The organism is Lysinibacillus sp. NPDC096212, assembly GCF_044763105.1.
In the GTDB taxonomy this organism is placed as follows: domain Bacteria; phylum Bacillota; class Bacilli; order Bacillales_A; family Planococcaceae; genus Lysinibacillus.
Window position 1 is genome coordinate 170,505 of the sequence record NZ_JBIWFQ010000002.1, and the last position, 15,180, is coordinate 185,684.

The 15,180-nt window shown below is 37.7% G+C and carries 14 protein-coding genes and 1 pseudogene; 11 read left to right on the top strand and 4 right to left on the bottom strand.

What is annotated here, in order from left to right:
- Nucleotides 1-14 precede the first annotated feature (14 nt).
- The 8 genes and pseudogenes from ACIQ7T_RS02505 (at nucleotide 15) to ACIQ7T_RS02540 (ending at nucleotide 8,248) form a co-directional block, all read left to right on the top strand.
- The gene (locus tag ACIQ7T_RS02505; RefSeq protein ID WP_402868400.1) at nucleotides 15-1,385 is read left to right on the top strand and encodes a replication initiation and membrane attachment family protein; all 1,371 of its coding nucleotides are present in this window, start codon (nucleotides 15-17) and stop codon (nucleotides 1,383-1,385) included.
- A gap of 24 nt (nucleotides 1,386-1,409) precedes the next feature.
- Nucleotides 1,410-2,339, top strand: a complete 930-nt coding sequence (gene dnaI / locus ACIQ7T_RS02510) for a primosomal protein DnaI (protein WP_370075829.1) — start codon at nucleotides 1,410-1,412, stop codon at nucleotides 2,337-2,339.
- A gap of 449 nt (nucleotides 2,340-2,788) precedes the next feature.
- Nucleotides 2,789-4,720 carry a threonine--tRNA ligase gene (gene thrS / locus ACIQ7T_RS02515; RefSeq protein WP_402868402.1) on the top strand — a complete coding sequence of 644 codons (1,932 nt, stop codon included), beginning with the start codon at nucleotides 2,789-2,791 and terminating at the stop codon, nucleotides 4,718-4,720.
- 786 nt (nucleotides 4,721-5,506) lie between these two features.
- Nucleotides 5,507-6,010, top strand: coding sequence for a translation initiation factor IF-3 (infC, locus tag ACIQ7T_RS02520; RefSeq protein WP_025114499.1), 504 nt, complete (start codon nucleotides 5,507-5,509; stop codon nucleotides 6,008-6,010).
- Nucleotides 6,011-6,041: 31 nt separating this feature from the next.
- Nucleotides 6,042-6,242, top strand: coding sequence for a 50S ribosomal protein L35 (gene rpmI / locus ACIQ7T_RS02525; RefSeq protein ID WP_004226312.1), 201 nt, complete (start codon nucleotides 6,042-6,044; stop codon nucleotides 6,240-6,242).
- 61 nt (nucleotides 6,243-6,303) lie between these two features.
- On the top strand, nucleotides 6,304-6,663 hold the full coding sequence (gene rplT, locus ACIQ7T_RS02530; protein WP_370041477.1) for a 50S ribosomal protein L20: 360 nt from the start codon (nucleotides 6,304-6,306) through the stop codon (nucleotides 6,661-6,663).
- Nucleotides 6,664-7,490: 827 nt separating this feature from the next.
- Nucleotides 7,491-7,844 (top strand): annotated as a pseudogene (locus ACIQ7T_RS02535) (RNA-guided endonuclease InsQ/TnpB family protein); the annotation flags it as partial.
- A 149-nt stretch (nucleotides 7,845-7,993) separates the two neighbouring features.
- Nucleotides 7,994-8,248 carry a DUF1294 domain-containing protein gene (locus ACIQ7T_RS02540; RefSeq protein ID WP_370075641.1) on the top strand — a complete coding sequence of 85 codons (255 nt, stop codon included), beginning with the start codon at nucleotides 7,994-7,996 and terminating at the stop codon, nucleotides 8,246-8,248.
- 82 nt (nucleotides 8,249-8,330) lie between these two features.
- On the opposite strand, the gene ACIQ7T_RS02545 is transcribed toward ACIQ7T_RS02540, so the two are convergent.
- Nucleotides 8,331-8,723, bottom strand: coding sequence for a sigma-w pathway protein ysdB (locus ACIQ7T_RS02545; protein WP_370075639.1), 393 nt, complete (start codon nucleotides 8,721-8,723; stop codon nucleotides 8,331-8,333).
- 103 nt (nucleotides 8,724-8,826) lie between these two features.
- Between ACIQ7T_RS02545 and ACIQ7T_RS02550 the strand changes: the two genes are divergently transcribed.
- Together ACIQ7T_RS02550 and ACIQ7T_RS02555 are read left to right on the top strand one after the other, a co-directional pair.
- Nucleotides 8,827-9,312, top strand: a complete 486-nt coding sequence (locus tag ACIQ7T_RS02550; protein WP_370075637.1) for a dUTP diphosphatase — start codon at nucleotides 8,827-8,829, stop codon at nucleotides 9,310-9,312.
- Between the two features lie 96 nt (nucleotides 9,313-9,408).
- Nucleotides 9,409-10,497 carry a M42 family metallopeptidase gene (locus ACIQ7T_RS02555; protein ID WP_402868406.1) on the top strand — a complete coding sequence of 363 codons (1,089 nt, stop codon included), beginning with the start codon at nucleotides 9,409-9,411 and terminating at the stop codon, nucleotides 10,495-10,497.
- Nucleotides 10,498-10,696: 199 nt separating this feature from the next.
- Here the strand turns inward: ACIQ7T_RS02555 and ACIQ7T_RS02560 are convergent, their stop codons facing one another.
- The 3 genes from ACIQ7T_RS02560 to ACIQ7T_RS02570 form a co-directional block, all read right to left on the bottom strand.
- Complete coding sequence (locus ACIQ7T_RS02560) at nucleotides 10,697-11,071, bottom strand: peptidylprolyl isomerase (RefSeq protein WP_402868408.1); 375 nt, start codon at nucleotides 11,069-11,071, stop codon at nucleotides 10,697-10,699.
- 334 nt (nucleotides 11,072-11,405) lie between these two features.
- Nucleotides 11,406-11,930 (bottom strand): P-loop nucleotide/nucleoside kinase family protein, encoded by a 525-nt coding sequence (locus ACIQ7T_RS02565; protein WP_402868409.1) that lies wholly within the window; start codon nucleotides 11,928-11,930, stop codon nucleotides 11,406-11,408.
- A 344-nt stretch (nucleotides 11,931-12,274) separates the two neighbouring features.
- Nucleotides 12,275-13,270 carry a serine hydrolase domain-containing protein gene (locus tag ACIQ7T_RS02570; RefSeq protein ID WP_402868410.1) on the bottom strand — a complete coding sequence of 332 codons (996 nt, stop codon included), beginning with the start codon at nucleotides 13,268-13,270 and terminating at the stop codon, nucleotides 12,275-12,277.
- 607 nt (nucleotides 13,271-13,877) lie between these two features.
- On the opposite strand from ACIQ7T_RS02570, the gene argF reads away from it, so the two are divergent.
- Nucleotides 13,878-14,843, top strand: coding sequence for an ornithine carbamoyltransferase (argF, locus tag ACIQ7T_RS02575; RefSeq protein ID WP_402868412.1), 966 nt, complete (start codon nucleotides 13,878-13,880; stop codon nucleotides 14,841-14,843).
- Nucleotides 14,844-15,180: the final 337 nt, after the last annotated feature.

Consider the following 15,180-nt stretch of genomic DNA (forward strand, 5'->3'; position numbering starts at 1 on the left):
AACAGAGAGGGTGAATGACGTTGAACCATTTGTATAAGGAATTGCAGCCAGCTGATTCTTTTGACATTCGTCTACCTCATGCACTTTCTACGCAGGAACGTCAATTAGTAACGCTTTTTTATCAGCCTTTAATTGGAGCGGAGCCAATCAGCCTTTATTTAACACTATGGGCAGAAGCTGAACAAATGTCTAAGCAGCAAATGACACATTATTATTTAATGAATGTGCTAGGGCTTCCTATTGGTAAAGTATTTGAGGCACGTATTGCGCTCGAAGCAATTGGTCTGTTACGCACATGGAAAAAAGAAGATGCTGGCCAGCGAAGCTTTTTATATGAGTTGATACGTCCACTTGATGCAGATAGCTTTATGAAAGACCCACTGCTCTCGATGTTTTTATTTAGTAAAATAGGGGAGCAAGCTTATCGGAAGTTACGTCAGCGTTTTATTCCATCTACAAGAGATGCAGAATTTAAAGATGTATCGCGTGCCTTCATAGATGTTTTTAAGCCTGTAAGTACAAAGATTCCAGATGATTTACAAGTTGATACTAGTCATAAGGATAAACAGCAAAAGGTATATCCGTTTTATTTTGATCAGTTTGACTTTGAACTACTGCAAACGGGCTTATCGGAGCAACTAGTGCCGGCAAGCCTACTAACATTTGAGGTACGTGAATCAATCGCAAAATTAGCGTTTTTATATCACTTAACGGCACTTGATATGCAAAAAGTAGTGATTCTTGCATTAGATGATGATTTAGGGATTTCATTGGAACGTTTACGTAAGGCCGCTGCGGATTTTTATAAGCTAACGGTATCAAAAGAACCACCAAAACTTGCTAGAGTGAGTAAACAGCCGTCATCCATAGAGGAATCAAGCCAAAAAACAAAGGATCAGGAGCTTCAGCAATATTTAGAAACGACTCCTCCAGTGCAAGTACTGCGAGATATCAATAATGGCAAAGAACCTTTGCAGACCTCCGTGCAGCTTGCTGAGAGTTTAATTGTCCAGCATGGAATGCCAGTAGGTGTTGTTAATGCTCTTTTGGAATATGTCATGCTAACAACTGATATGAAGTTACCTAAAAAATATGTGGAAACGATTGCGGATCATTGGGTACGTAAAAATATCCAAACAGCAAAAGAAGCAATGGAACTAGCACGCCAAGAGCATGATAAATACACTACGTGGAAAAATAAGCCGCAGACACCGAGGAAAAGTAATCAAAGTGCTAGAGGGCGTTCAGGAAATCAACGTGAAGAGAAGGTACCTGAATGGTTTTACAAACGTAACGAGCAACAAGAAGAAAACACTTCAAGCACGATAGATTTTGAGCGAGAGCGTCAAAAGATATTAGAGATGCTTGGGAAAAGTGATAAGTAAGGAGGGTGAACGACAATCGAACCAATTAATGGACCATTAAAAAGAGCAATTAATGTACCATCATTTCAAGAACGTTACGAAGCGATGCGTCGAGAAATTTTAGAAAACCCTCGTGTGCAAGAATTTTTAGCAGAGCATGCAGATGAGTTAAGCTATGAATCAATTGAACGTAATTTACCGAAGCTCCACGAGTTTATTAGTCAATCTACAGTATGCTGTGGCTGCGATAATACGGAAAGTTGTACAAACTACTTAAAAGGTTTTTTACCATCTTTACGAGTAGTCCGGGGTACCGTTGAAATTGATTATGTACGATGTGAACAAAAGATGCGTGAGGAGGAACGTCGTGATGTAGCCAATATGATTGCGAGTATGCATATGCCGAAGGATGTGCTACAAGCAACCATTCAAGATTTACTCATTGACGATGAATCTCGTGTCATGATTGCTCAAAAAGCGGCACAATTTGTAAAGGCAACATTGGAAACAGGAAAGCTTCCTGCAAAGGGTTATTATTTATACGGTAAATTTGGTGTAGGGAAGTCCTTTGTACTGGGCGCACTTGCGAATGAATTAGCCTCTATCAAAATTCGTTCTGTAGTCGTTTTCGTGCCTGAATTTTTACGAGAAATGAAAAATGCAATTGGCGATAATACGTTGAATGAAAAAATAGATTATGTAAAAAAGGCACCAGTGCTAATGCTCGATGATTTAGGAGCCGAGACACTGACTGCTTGGACGCGAGACGAAATTCTAGGGACTATTTTCCATTACCGCATGGCGGAGCAACTGCCAACATTCATTACATCTAATTTTAATTATGATGAGTTGGAGCATCATTTAGCACAGTCGCAAAAGGGTGACATTGAAGTCGTGAAGGCTGGACGTATTATGGAACGTGTTAAAGCCTTGACAGAGCCAATTGAAATGCGTGGCAAAAATCGCCGTATGTAACATTGACTGTTGCATTTTGCGACAATCGAGCGTATACTGTCACATATAATAAATTACAAAATGCATTGATGAGGACATGAATTTTGTGTAGCGGCTTTTAGAGAGGGAAGTCATTGGCTGTAAGCTTCCTAGTTCGAGCACACTATTTACTACCAACTGAGCAGCGAAAGGGATAATCTTTCGCCGGTCCCTAGCCCGTTAGCTAGCCTTGAGCTTCGTCTGACTATAAAAAGTCGGAAGGAAGAAGGGTGGAACCACGAGCATACGCTTCGTCCCTTTCGTAGGGACGGAGCTTTTTTTATTTCCGTTCAATGGAAAATAGTGGTGAGATGAATGCGGATGTAGTTCCTTTTCAGTGGGTGTCCAAACACCTGCAGAATAAGGATAAATTCCGGGGATTCTTGGACTTCAATCATGCATCACAACAAAACTAGAAGGAGTGCAAAAAAATGTCAGATATAATTAAATTAACTTTCCCAGATGGCGCTGTAAAGGAATTTGCAAAAGGTACATCTACTGATGACGTAGCATTATCAATTAGTCCAGGACTTCGTAAAAAAGCATATGCTGGTAAAGTAAATGGTGTCTTAGTCGATTTAAAAACACCAATTGAAGAGGATGCAACAATCTCAATTATTACACAGGATGATGAGGAAGCACTGGAAATCCTACGTCATTCTACTGCACACTTAACAGCACAAGCGATTAAACGTTTATTCCCAGAAGTTAAACTTGGTATTGGTCCGGTTATTGAAGGTGGCTTCTACTACGATATCGATGCACCAACGCCAATCACTGCTGAAGACCTACCAGCAATCGAAAAAGAAATGAAAAAAATTATCGCTGAAAACCTAGAAATCGAGCGTAAAAATGTTAGCCGTGCAGATGCACAAGCGATTTATGAAGAAATTGGCGATGAGTACAAATTAGAATTACTTGAAGCAATTCCAGAAGATGAACAAGTTTCTATTTATTATCAAGGTGAATTTTTCGACCTTTGCCGTGGTATTCACGCACCATCGACTGGCAAACTTCGTGAGTTCAAACTTCTTTCATTAGCAGGTGCTTACTGGAGAGGTAACTCAGATAACAAAATGCTACAACGTATTTATGGTACAGCATTCTTTAAAAAAGAAGAATTAAAACATCACCTGCAAATGCTTGAAGAAGCCAAAGAGCGTGATCACCGTAAAATCGGTAAAGAATTAGAGTTATTTACAACTTCTCAAAAAGTTGGTCAAGGCTTACCGCTATGGCTACCAAACGGTGCAACAATCCGTCGTGTTATTGAGCGCTATATCGTGGATAAAGAATTATCTCTTGGTTATAAACATGTTTATACGCCAGTACTTGGTTCTAAAGAGCTGTACCAAACTTCTGGTCACTGGGATCACTACCAAGATTCTATTTTCCCACCAATGGAAATGGACAATGAAACATTAATTATGCGTCCGATGAACTGTCCTCACCATATGATGGTGTACAAAAACAGCATGCATTCTTATCGTAACCTACCATTACGTATTGCGGAGCTTGGTACAATGCACCGTTACGAAATGTCAGGCGCTGTTTCAGGCTTACAACGTGTACGTGGGATGACTTTAAACGATGCGCATATCTTCGTTCGTCCAGACCAAATTAAAGCGGAGTTCCAAAAAGTAGTACAGTTAATTTTAGAAGTATACAAAGACTTCGATTTAAAAGATTACTCATTCCGTTTATCTTATCGTGATCCAGCAGATACTGAGAAATACTTCGATGACGATGCAATGTGGGAAAAAGCACAAAGTATGTTAAAAGAGGCAATGGATGAGCTTGGCTTAGATTACTTCGAAGCTGAAGGTGAAGCTGCATTCTACGGTCCTAAACTTGACGTACAAGTGAAAACTGCCATTGGTAAAGAAGAAACTTTATCAACAGTTCAGCTTGACTTCTTATTACCAGAGCGCTTTGACTTAACTTACGTTGGGGAAGATGGTAAACCACATCGTCCAGTTGTTATTCACCGTGGTGTTGTATCAACAATGGAACGCTTCGTTGCCTTCTTAATCGAAGAATATAAAGGTGCATTCCCAACATGGTTAGCACCAGTACAAGTTGAAGTTATTCCAGTTTCAAACGAAGCACACTTTGATTATGCAAAACAAATTGAAGAGCAATTAACTGCAGCGGGCTTACGTGTTGAAATGGATGACCGTGAAGAAAAACTAGGCTACAAAATCCGTGAAGCACAAATGAAAAAAATCCCGTATATGCTTGTTATCGGAGACAAAGAAGTAGAGGCTGGTGGCGTAAATGTACGTCGTTACGGCTCAAAAGACTCAGAAACAATTAGCTTCCAAGACTTCTTAGCTAACATTAAAGCAGAAATTACAAAATAATTTTAATGATTTTGCCGTTGATGCGATTAATTAGAATTCGCCGGCAATTTTTGAAGGGTAATCTTAATTTTATCAAAACAATATTATTGATTTTATTACCAAATGTTGGGGTGACACTTGTTAAAACAAATGCCATTTATATAAGTTGATTGGAGTGGAGGCTGGCGACTCCTCGGGGATCAGCGATTAAGAGGAACGAAGGCTAAAACCATCACGTCCTGTGATAACGCCTTCGTGACCAACATCGTGTTGGCCCGAGACTCTGGAGCGAGCAAAGCGAGTGAAGCGGCTCATCGGACGCCCCCAGGAAGCTCTGCTCTGCGCGAAAGCGAAGCGTCAGCGGCAAATGTTTTATCTGTGCGAAAGCGAAGCGGCAGCAACAAAGCGCCCAGCCGGAACGGAAATCAACCTCACGTTATGAAGATGAATCATTATAATAGTTTAGATTATAAATTTTTAGGTTACTTTATTAATAATAAGCTAAAAAATATTTGACAGCTTATAAAGTACATGCTATTATAGTTAAGGTTAATGAATACAAAGTTTGTGGTTGAAGTAGAGGCTGCCCGCTTCTCACCTGATACAACGCTCTTAGGCTGTGAACAGGTATTACACGTTGAATTGTTTTGCGCAGACTTGCGCATGCACATATAGCGGGCGGACATCTTAGTGTCCGTCCTTTTTTTATGGACATGACAAGAGGATGTACCGTTCAACCGGGCAAGGCTTTGCCCAAACCATGTATTCGCGACAACTACTTGGAGGTGGATTACTATTAGCAAAGACATGTATGTAAACGAAGGCATTCGCGCACGTGAACTTCGATTAATCGATCACAATGGTGACCAGCTTGGTGTAAAGACACGTAATGAAGCGCTAGAAATCGCCACTCGTGTAAACTTGGATCTTGTCCTTGTGGCCCCTCAAGCCAAGCCGCCAGTCGCTCGTATCATGGACTATGGTAAATTTAAGTTTGAACAGCAAAAGAAAGACCGTGAAATTCGTAAAAATCAAAAGGTCATCGTAATGAAAGAGGTTCGTCTGAGCCCATCAATCGATGAGCATGATTTCCAAACGAAGCTACGTAATGCGATTAAATTCCTTGAAAAAGGCGATAAAGTAAAATGTAGCCTACGTTTCAAAGGTCGTGCGATTACACACAAAGACATTGGTCAACGTGTATTAGATCGTTTTGCTGAAGCTTGTGCTGAAGTATCGACGGTTGAACAAAAACCGAAGATGGAAGGCCGAAGCATGTTCTTAGTTCTTCAACCAAAGAACGAGAAATAATATTAGACGAACAGTTTAGGAGGAATTCGACATGCCAAAAATGAAAACTCACCGTGGAGCTGCGAAGCGTTTCAAAAAAACGGGTTCAGGTAAATTAAAATATGACCGTGCTTATGGAAGCCACTTATTCGCAAACAAATCTACAAAACAAAAACGTCACCTACGTAAAGCAAACATCGTTTCATCTGGTGACTTCAAACGCATCAAATCATTACTTGTTTACATGAAATAATTTGACTACACAAACAAAATACTAACATTCATTTTTAAATGAAAAGCAGGAGGTAATTCATATGCCACGCGTAAAAGGCGGAACAGTGACGCGCAAACGTCGTAAAAAAGTATTGAAATTAGCTAAAGGTTACTATGGTTCAAAACATACATTATACAAAGTTGCTAACCAAGCAGTGATGAAGTCAGGTCAATATGCATACCGTGACCGTCGTCAGAAAAAACGTGATTTCCGTAAATTATGGATCACTCGTATTAACGCAGCTGCTCGCATGAACGGTCTTTCATACAGCCGCTTAATGCACGGTTTAAAAGTTGCTGGTATCGAAGTTAACCGTAAAATGTTAGCTGACCTAGCTGTAACTGATGCAGCAGCATTCACTCTATTAGCTGAATCTGCTAAAAAAGCTGTTGCTAAATAATTAGTGATATAATGCTTTCACAAGACTGATGGATTTATTCGTCAGTCTTTTTTGTGTTAGAGTAGTAGTAAATAGTAAAAATAAAGGAGTACTTAACAATGGGGCAAGTATTATTGGCCTATATGGCAGTTGTTTCTATAGTTCTGCTCGTGATGATGGGTAACTAAACTGTTACAACAAATTTAAACCAAACTATACAAACCTGTATAGAAACATAGATTTATAACAGAATACCCTTCGTATCAAGCGATTGGTGCGAACTCCACGTTAATTGCTTTTAACTCCTAAAGCCTTGTGACCAAAGCGGAGCTGGAAACGGCAGACGTAACGGTGCGAAAGCAGAAAAAACAACAAGGATGGCATAAGCTGAAAAAAATTACTCAGTGTCCGTAAAGGATCATCGTGACAACGGAAAACGGTAGCGCTAAGTGCTTTGGCAATGGATGTTTAGCAGCGAAACTCCTAAATCTCTAATGAGATAAGGAAGACGTTCAACGACTATCTCCTTGAGGGAGAGTAAAACCGCAAGCGAATGGCGGAAGAAAAATGTGGCTCTTATTAGAAGATAAGATGAAGATATAGTCTGCACTTATGTGAAAGCATAAGAGGTCTACTCGTGGGAGAAAGACTGCATGAAGGGTTGCGCCTTCGTGTGAACAAGAAAAATATATACAACTATAAAAATGTTAGCAACCTCTCTAAATAGGGTAAAGTGATTTTATCATATTGAAAGAGAGGTGGTACGCATGGAATGAATGTCCATTGGGAAATTTGCTAAACGTGTTGGTGTAAATGTGAAACGCTAAGAAGAATGGAAGCGAAAGGCGATTCGAACAAATCATTTACATCAATGTTCTAATGAGATTGTGAAAACCAAGCCATCTCGTATTGTAATGGAACATTTAAATGTAAAAGGGTTGATGAAAAATAAACATCTGGCGAAGGCGGTAGCCGAGGAAAAGATATATGAATTCAAACGGCAAATTCAAGACAAATGTCAAAAATACGGAATTGAATTTGTTGAAGCTGACAGATGGTTTCCATCATCAAAAACTTGTTCTAATTGTGGACAAATCAAAACCGATATGAAACTGAAAGACAGATTATTTATCTGCTCTTGCGGATTAAAGCTGGATAGAGATTTGAACGCAAGCATTAACTTAGCAAATTACTCAATCTAAGGAATTTAACTGACACTAAACCTTAGATGTGTACGCAACGATACTGCGGAATTTAAGCCTTTGGAGAGTCATACTAAATGGTAGTAGCTTTGGCGAAACCAGACTCGGAGAATAAGGAAGACAAATACGGAAGTCGGAAGATATAAGTTGTGTCACAGTGGAGATGTCTACATTTTTTAAGAAATGTATATGTTTTTCGTATCGGCATGGATAAATCGAAAGCAAAAAAGCATGAATGGCGTATTGCAGAACGCACATTATTTACATTAGCAATCGCTGGTGGTGCAGTAGGTGGGGTGCTAGGAATGTATTTATTCCGTCATAAAACACGCCATAACAGCTTTGCATTTGGCTTCCCGCTGCTAGCAGCTATTCAAATTTTTATCATAGTACAAATATGGTGATAAATCTCGAAAACATTCCGATAAAACACGGTAATGTTCCGATAAATCATGAAAATATTCCGATAAATAAAACACATCCTCATTATGAGGATGTGTTACGCATAAGCTTTTCAATGGGCTGCTTCCAATTTATTTTTGCGCTCGGATAGTTCAAGAGAATTTCTTGCTGTAGGTATTCAAAGTCTCTTTTTGTAAAACCTTGCAGTGTAGCGGCATCACGGGCGCCAACAAAAATCGTCACAACCTCGAAGGCATTTTCAGTCGTGCCGAGGTATTTTTCACCTTCGAAAAGAGCACCCTTATAAGAGATAAAGAAATTTTTTCGGACATTTTTGACGTCATCATAAAAATAATATTGGCCTTTTTCATAGGCTTCATCAAGTTTTCGCTTAGGATCGGTTATATAACGAATCGCTTTATAAAATACATAGATAATAAGCGCAATAACAGCAAGACGAATAAGTAACGGCAACATTTTTAATTTCCCCCTTGAAGAAAGGTTATTCCTTCCTATACGATTGTGAAGGACAATTAGTTTCACTTTTTATAAATATTTTTAAGAAATTTAGGAGAAAAAAATGAATTTACAACAATTGTTTAAAATGCAAAAAGGGCTTGATGATTTCATCGAGAAAACACAAAATATAGAACGTGATGTATTTAAAGAAAAAGGTTTAGCCTTAATGGTAGAGCTAGCTGAACTAGCAAATGAGACACGTTGCTTTAAGTTTTGGAGCACAAAGGGAGCTTCAGAACGTGATGTGATTTTAGAGGAATATGTGGATTCGATTCATTTTATATTATCACTTGGCTTATTAAAAGGTTATACAGCGATTGAAAAATGGCCGGTGATTGAAGAGAAGAGAGATTTAACAGAGACATTTTTAATGACACAAGACTATATTTTAAGTTTTATTAGTCAACCAACAGAGGATAGATACTTAGCGATCTGGCAATGCTATGGATTGCTTGCATTTAATCTGGGCTTTTCATTTGAGGATGTTGTTGTGGCATATATTGAGAAAAATGAAGAAAATTATAATCGTCAGCGCACAGGATATTAAAGTGTAAGAAATACACCAATTTTCTGACGATTAAGCTAGGAATATTTCGGTAAACGAAGTATAATAGAGAAGATATAAGAGTCAGGAGGCAAAAGGATGACACAGCTAGATTCAACATTACAAATGTTTAAAGATTTAACAGATGCGAATGGTATTGCAGGTAATGAACGTGCACCACGCGAGGTCATGAAAAAATACATTGGACCATATGCAGACTTAGTTGAAACAGATAATTTAGGTAGCGTTATTGCTAAAAAAGTTGGGGATGAAAATGGCCCGAAAATTATGGTTGCAGGTCACTTAGATGAAGTAGGCTTCATGGTTACTCAAATCGATGACAAAGGGTTCATCAAATTCCAAACAGTAGGTGGCTGGTGGAGTCAGGTTATGCTTGCACAGCGTGTAACAATTACAACACGTAAAGGCGATGAAATTATTGGGGTTATTGGTTCAAAGCCACCTCATATTTTACCAGCAGATGTACGTAACAAAGTGGTAGACATTAAAGATATGTTTATCGATGTTGGTGCGGCTTCAAAAGATGAAGTACTTGAATGGGGCGTACGTCCTGGCGATATGGTAACACCATATTTCGAATTTAATGTGATGAAAAATGAAAAATACTTATTAGCAAAAGCATGGGATAACCGCATTGGTTGTGCAATTGCAATTGATGTGATGAAAGCATTGCAAAATGAAAAGCATCCAAACATCCTTTATTCTGTAGGGAATGTCCAAGAGGAAGTAGGGCTTCGTGGTGCGAAAACTGCTACGCATAAAATCCAACCAGATATCGGCTTTGCTGTCGATGTAGGTGTAGCAGGAGACACACCAGGGGTAACTGCAAAAGAATCAACTAGTAAAATGGGCGCTGGTCCACAAATTGTTGTTTACGATGCATCAATGGTATCACACCGCGGTTTACGTGAATTCGTATTAGATGTAGCTGATGAGCACAATATTCCATATCAATTCGAGGCGATGGCTGGCGGCGGTACAGACGCTGGTTCTATCCACGTAACTGCAAATGGTATACCTGCCCTATCTATCGGTATTGCTACACGCTACATCCACTCACATGCAGGTATTTTACATCGTGATGATTATGATCATGCTGTAAAATTAATGGTGGAAGTAATTAAAAAATTAGACCGTGATGCAGTCAATAAAATTATTTTTGACTAATATTGCTGAATAGTTTTGCCTTCTAACAAAAATGTTAGGAGGCTTTTTGCGTTGGTTAGACTAAAGAAATATATCAATTAGCGATTCAAATAGGAGCGATTGAGAAAGCATAACAAAAGGGACTTGTTTTACGCATAAGTCCCTAAATTGATGTGTGGTAGGTCAATATTTCGATTGTAGAAAAGAGGATAATTGCTCCTCATATACCTGTTACATTATCAATAGTTGTAGATTTTCCATTGATGTGAATATCAATCGTATCCTGGTTAGAGTCTAACGTTAATTTATAGACATGTTGTTTTATTGCATTATCTTGTTGATTCTTAACATCTAATTTTATTATTAATGTATCACCTTGTGTTTCAAGGCCTGTTGTAACTGTTCCTTTTGACTGAAAAACGAGATAAGAAATATTCTTATCTACATCGTTGATTAATTGAAGTGTATTTTTTTCTTCGATTACCTTTTGCACTTTTTCTGGAACACTCTCAATTTCACTAATACTTAGCGTTGATGAGTTACATGCTGTTAAAATAAATACTGTCAAAAACATTAAAAATAATAATTTTTTCAATGCCTTTTCATCCGCCTTCCTTCAACTAATTGAAAATTCTATTTATGGTAAATTGTAACATAGAAAATCATGAATTGGCGAAGGAAGTAAGGATAATCATTAGATTCAATACATAGGCCGTATAAATTACAGATTTTCCGAACGAGAAAGCCTATGCAGGGTGTAGCCCTATCTGCTATATGCACTGGATAGGGAGGGGTAATGGGATACCCCAATCTTGAGAACTGTTCAAAACAGAAATGGACTGCGAACGCATAGTTACTCAGGAATCCCACTGACATTAGTCAGCTTGTCCCTTTAGGGGTGGGAGTCTCAAAGATGTGCATAAGAGGAATCAGTTATTTATATAATCCATTACTTCTTGTAAATAGTTTTCCAATGGTTGCCCTGTATTCACAGTAATACACTTATAGTTTGAGGGCTTTTTGCTACTTTGAAGCGTATGTATAAAAACGGCTTCTGATTTTATTTCTCCTATTTGACTAACCATTCTTTCACGATTTTTCAATCTATAATTTATCTTCTCGAAGTCATCAAGATAACACTCAATATACTTATACTTAATATTATATTTAGCTGACAGTTTTGTTCCTTTATCAACCAATTCCTCATATAGACATGGACTATCAAGTATTACATTTTGTCCTTGTGATAAATGAAAGTCAACTAAGCTCCAATCAATATTATATGAAATCTTACCTGCGAGCTTTCCATCGATTGAACCTTCATCAATAGAATTTAATAGTGCTGATTTTACTATATCGTGATCAATGATAATACTCCCTGTTCTTTTAGCAATTTCACGTGAAAGAGTAGACTTGCCGGAACCAGGAAAACCTGACATTTGAACAAAAAACAAGCTTCATCCCCCTCCTCAATAATAAAATAATTTTAAAAAATAACTTGTTTTGTTAGTTAAATAACTGAATATCAGTGTTTGATAAAGTGTAACATATTTGCAAATATTGAAATGTGTATGGATAACTAGAAAGAATGATTGTTACAGAGAAACCCCTAAAATGCCTTAGAAGTCTATCCAACAAAAAAACACAGCTCTATGCAGAAAAATTTCTATACAATGATTATAAAAATAGCCCTCAAACTAAATGTTTGGGGGCTTTATGTCGATAAATTTAAAAAGTTAGGTGATAAGTCCAAAACTTTTAGCGGTAAATTCACATTATCCCTCGATAAAAATAAAATCTATTTATTTTGTAAAAGCTGTAATATCTCTTTACCGATTTGCCCAGGGTTTGTCGCCAATATAGGAGAGCGGTAATTAGATAAAACAACGACGCCTGTTTGTTGTGTTTTATCAAATCCTAGATAACAAGAGAAAGCTTTCGTCGAACCGTTATGCCAAATGATATTGTCCTCAAGAAGCCATCCTAGACCAATACCCATATGTTCCGAAAAGGTTTCAGTAGCTTGATGTGATAATGAATAACCTAAATTTTCATCACTTAAATGTACTTTCATAAATTTCAAAAGATCATTGACAGTTGAACGGACTGCCCCTGCCGCCATAAAGTCATTCATTTGGAGCGGAGGCTTCTTATGTCCAAGAATCGTGTAGCCTTGCAATACTGCCTCTGCCTGATCAGAAGGGATAGAGATAAATGTATTTGGCATATCTAAAGGATCTGTTAATCTTTGTTTAATAGCTGTTTCAAAATCAGTGTGCAGTGTATCGGCTAAAATGTATCCTAAAAGCCCCATTCCTACATTAGAATATCTGAATTTAACTTTTGGCTCGTATGTGTGCGTTTTAAAATAATGAATAGTCTCGTCCAGTGAATATTGACAAAAAGGATCGCGGGGTGTTTGTGCGTCAAAAAGATTGGAAATGTTCTTCAGCACACCTAATCCCGGTAGTCCAGAAGTATGGTTTGCTAAACGTTTGAGTGTGACAGGGTGATTGTCGGGAATTTCAGAAAAGTATTTGCCAATAGAATCTTCTACATGTACTTTTCCCTCCTGAATCATTTCCCCTAATATGGATGTAGTAAAAACTTTAGAAATTGACCCAACTTCATATATATAAGGCTTTTCTTCCAGCATAAAATTCGATCCACCGAAAGTAAAAGTAGCTTCTTGGTCTTGAGAAATGATACCAATGGATAAAGCAACATTTGGACGGGTTTTTATATAGGGAAAAGCAATTTTAAATATGTCCTTTTTTAAATCGTGTAAATCCACAATAATACCTCCATTAAGAACGCTTATTTTTTTCCTGCTCCTCTGAAATAATAGAATGTAATTTCAAAAGTATGTATTTTAATTGTAACAAGTCCTCTCTATTGAGCTTTGTATAATGACAAGCTCAATTTCCTCCTGCTTAAATAAGATGTCCTCGTTCATCTAGCTCTATAATAACCTCTTTACGATCCTTTTTATGCATTGTTCTAATTTACTAATTGGCCAACAGCGCCCGTGGATGTCCCAATTAACTTTGCTAATTCGGCTGTTCGTCTGAGAAGATTTAAAAATATTGCTTGTTTAGAAGTTAAATTCGTTTCGATCCAACTTGTTTCATTTCTTTAACAAGATGCAACAAGTCCTTATTTGTGTATTTGGCCATCTAAATAACTAATATATATTAATTATTACCAATAATGCAATTCTCTTAAATGTGCGATTGGAGTTGAATTATTGAAAATATGCATAAATATTAGATAATTCGTATTTTTGTCATATTTAAAGATAAAATTCTAACTTTTTAAAATAAACATAAAAATTCAGTTGATTTTATATTTATGCATTTGTTATACTAAGCCCAACAGCAACTAAACAAGGAGAGAAGGCTATGAAATTACTCGAGGAAGTACAGTTAAAGTTAGTGTCTAGTTTAAAAGGTAAGGACCTATTAACCTTACTAGACTACACAAGTGAAGAGGTTCAACAGTTAGTTGAATTAGCGATACAGTTGAAAATGATTACTAAAGAAGGGAAATGTCCGAAGCTACTAGAAGGTAAGACACTCGGCATGATTTTTGAGAAACATTCAACTCGTACTCGTATTTCGTTTGAAGTAGGTATGAACCAATTAGGTGGAAAAGGTATGTTTATGCATGCACGTGATTTGCAGATTGGTCGTGGTGAATCGATTTATGATACAGCACATGTGTTATCAGGTTATTTAGATGGTATTATGATTCGCGCGAACTCACATGCAATGGTAAAGGAGCTTGCAGAGCATGCATCTATACCGGTAATCAATGGCTTAACGGATATTTATCACCCATGTCAAGCTTTAGCGGATTTAGAAACAATCGCTGAAAATAAAGGTCATCTAAAAGGATTAAAAATTGCATATGTTGGAGATGGCAACAACGTGGCGAACTCATTAGTAGTCGCTTCTGCTCATGTAGGAATGAATGTGGCGGTGGCAACACCAGTTGGCTATGAATGTGATGCAGAGGTGATCGCAAAAGCACAGGCTATCGCAGCAGCAAATGGTAGTACAATTATTATTACAAACGATCCTATAGATGCGGTTATAAACGCGGATGTAGTGTATGCAGATGTATGGACGTCGATGGGGCAAGAAGAAGAAACTGCAAAACGCCTAGAAGATTTTGCAGGTTATCAAATTAATGATGAACTTGTCGCATATGCAAAACCGAATTATATGTTCCTGCATTGTTTACCAGCTCATCGTGAAGAAGAAGTAGCATCATCTGTTATTGATGGTCCAAATTCCTACATCTTTGAGCAAGCAGAAAATAGACTTCATGCACAAAAAGCGGTGCTAGCCTCAATTCTAGCTTAACTTCTTTCAGCAAAAGTGTTTTCTGTAGCGAAAGCAAAGCGTCAGCTACAAATGTTTTGAAGTATTGTGCTTCTCAGTTGAGAAATACTATATAGAGAGAGTTCAAATTGGCAACAGAGGGTGCCAATATGAATAATATAACAGTGGTTGCAGACAGAGGGATGTAAGCCACGACGTGATGTATGTTATCAAGATGGATGACCACATCGCTACATAATAAAGTAACCTGGGAGGCGCTAGGTTGCTTTTTTTTGAAAATATAATACCTAGTTTTCCAATCTTATATAGAGAATTAAAACAATTATCTATATAATAGGATAAATAAGTAATTTGTGGA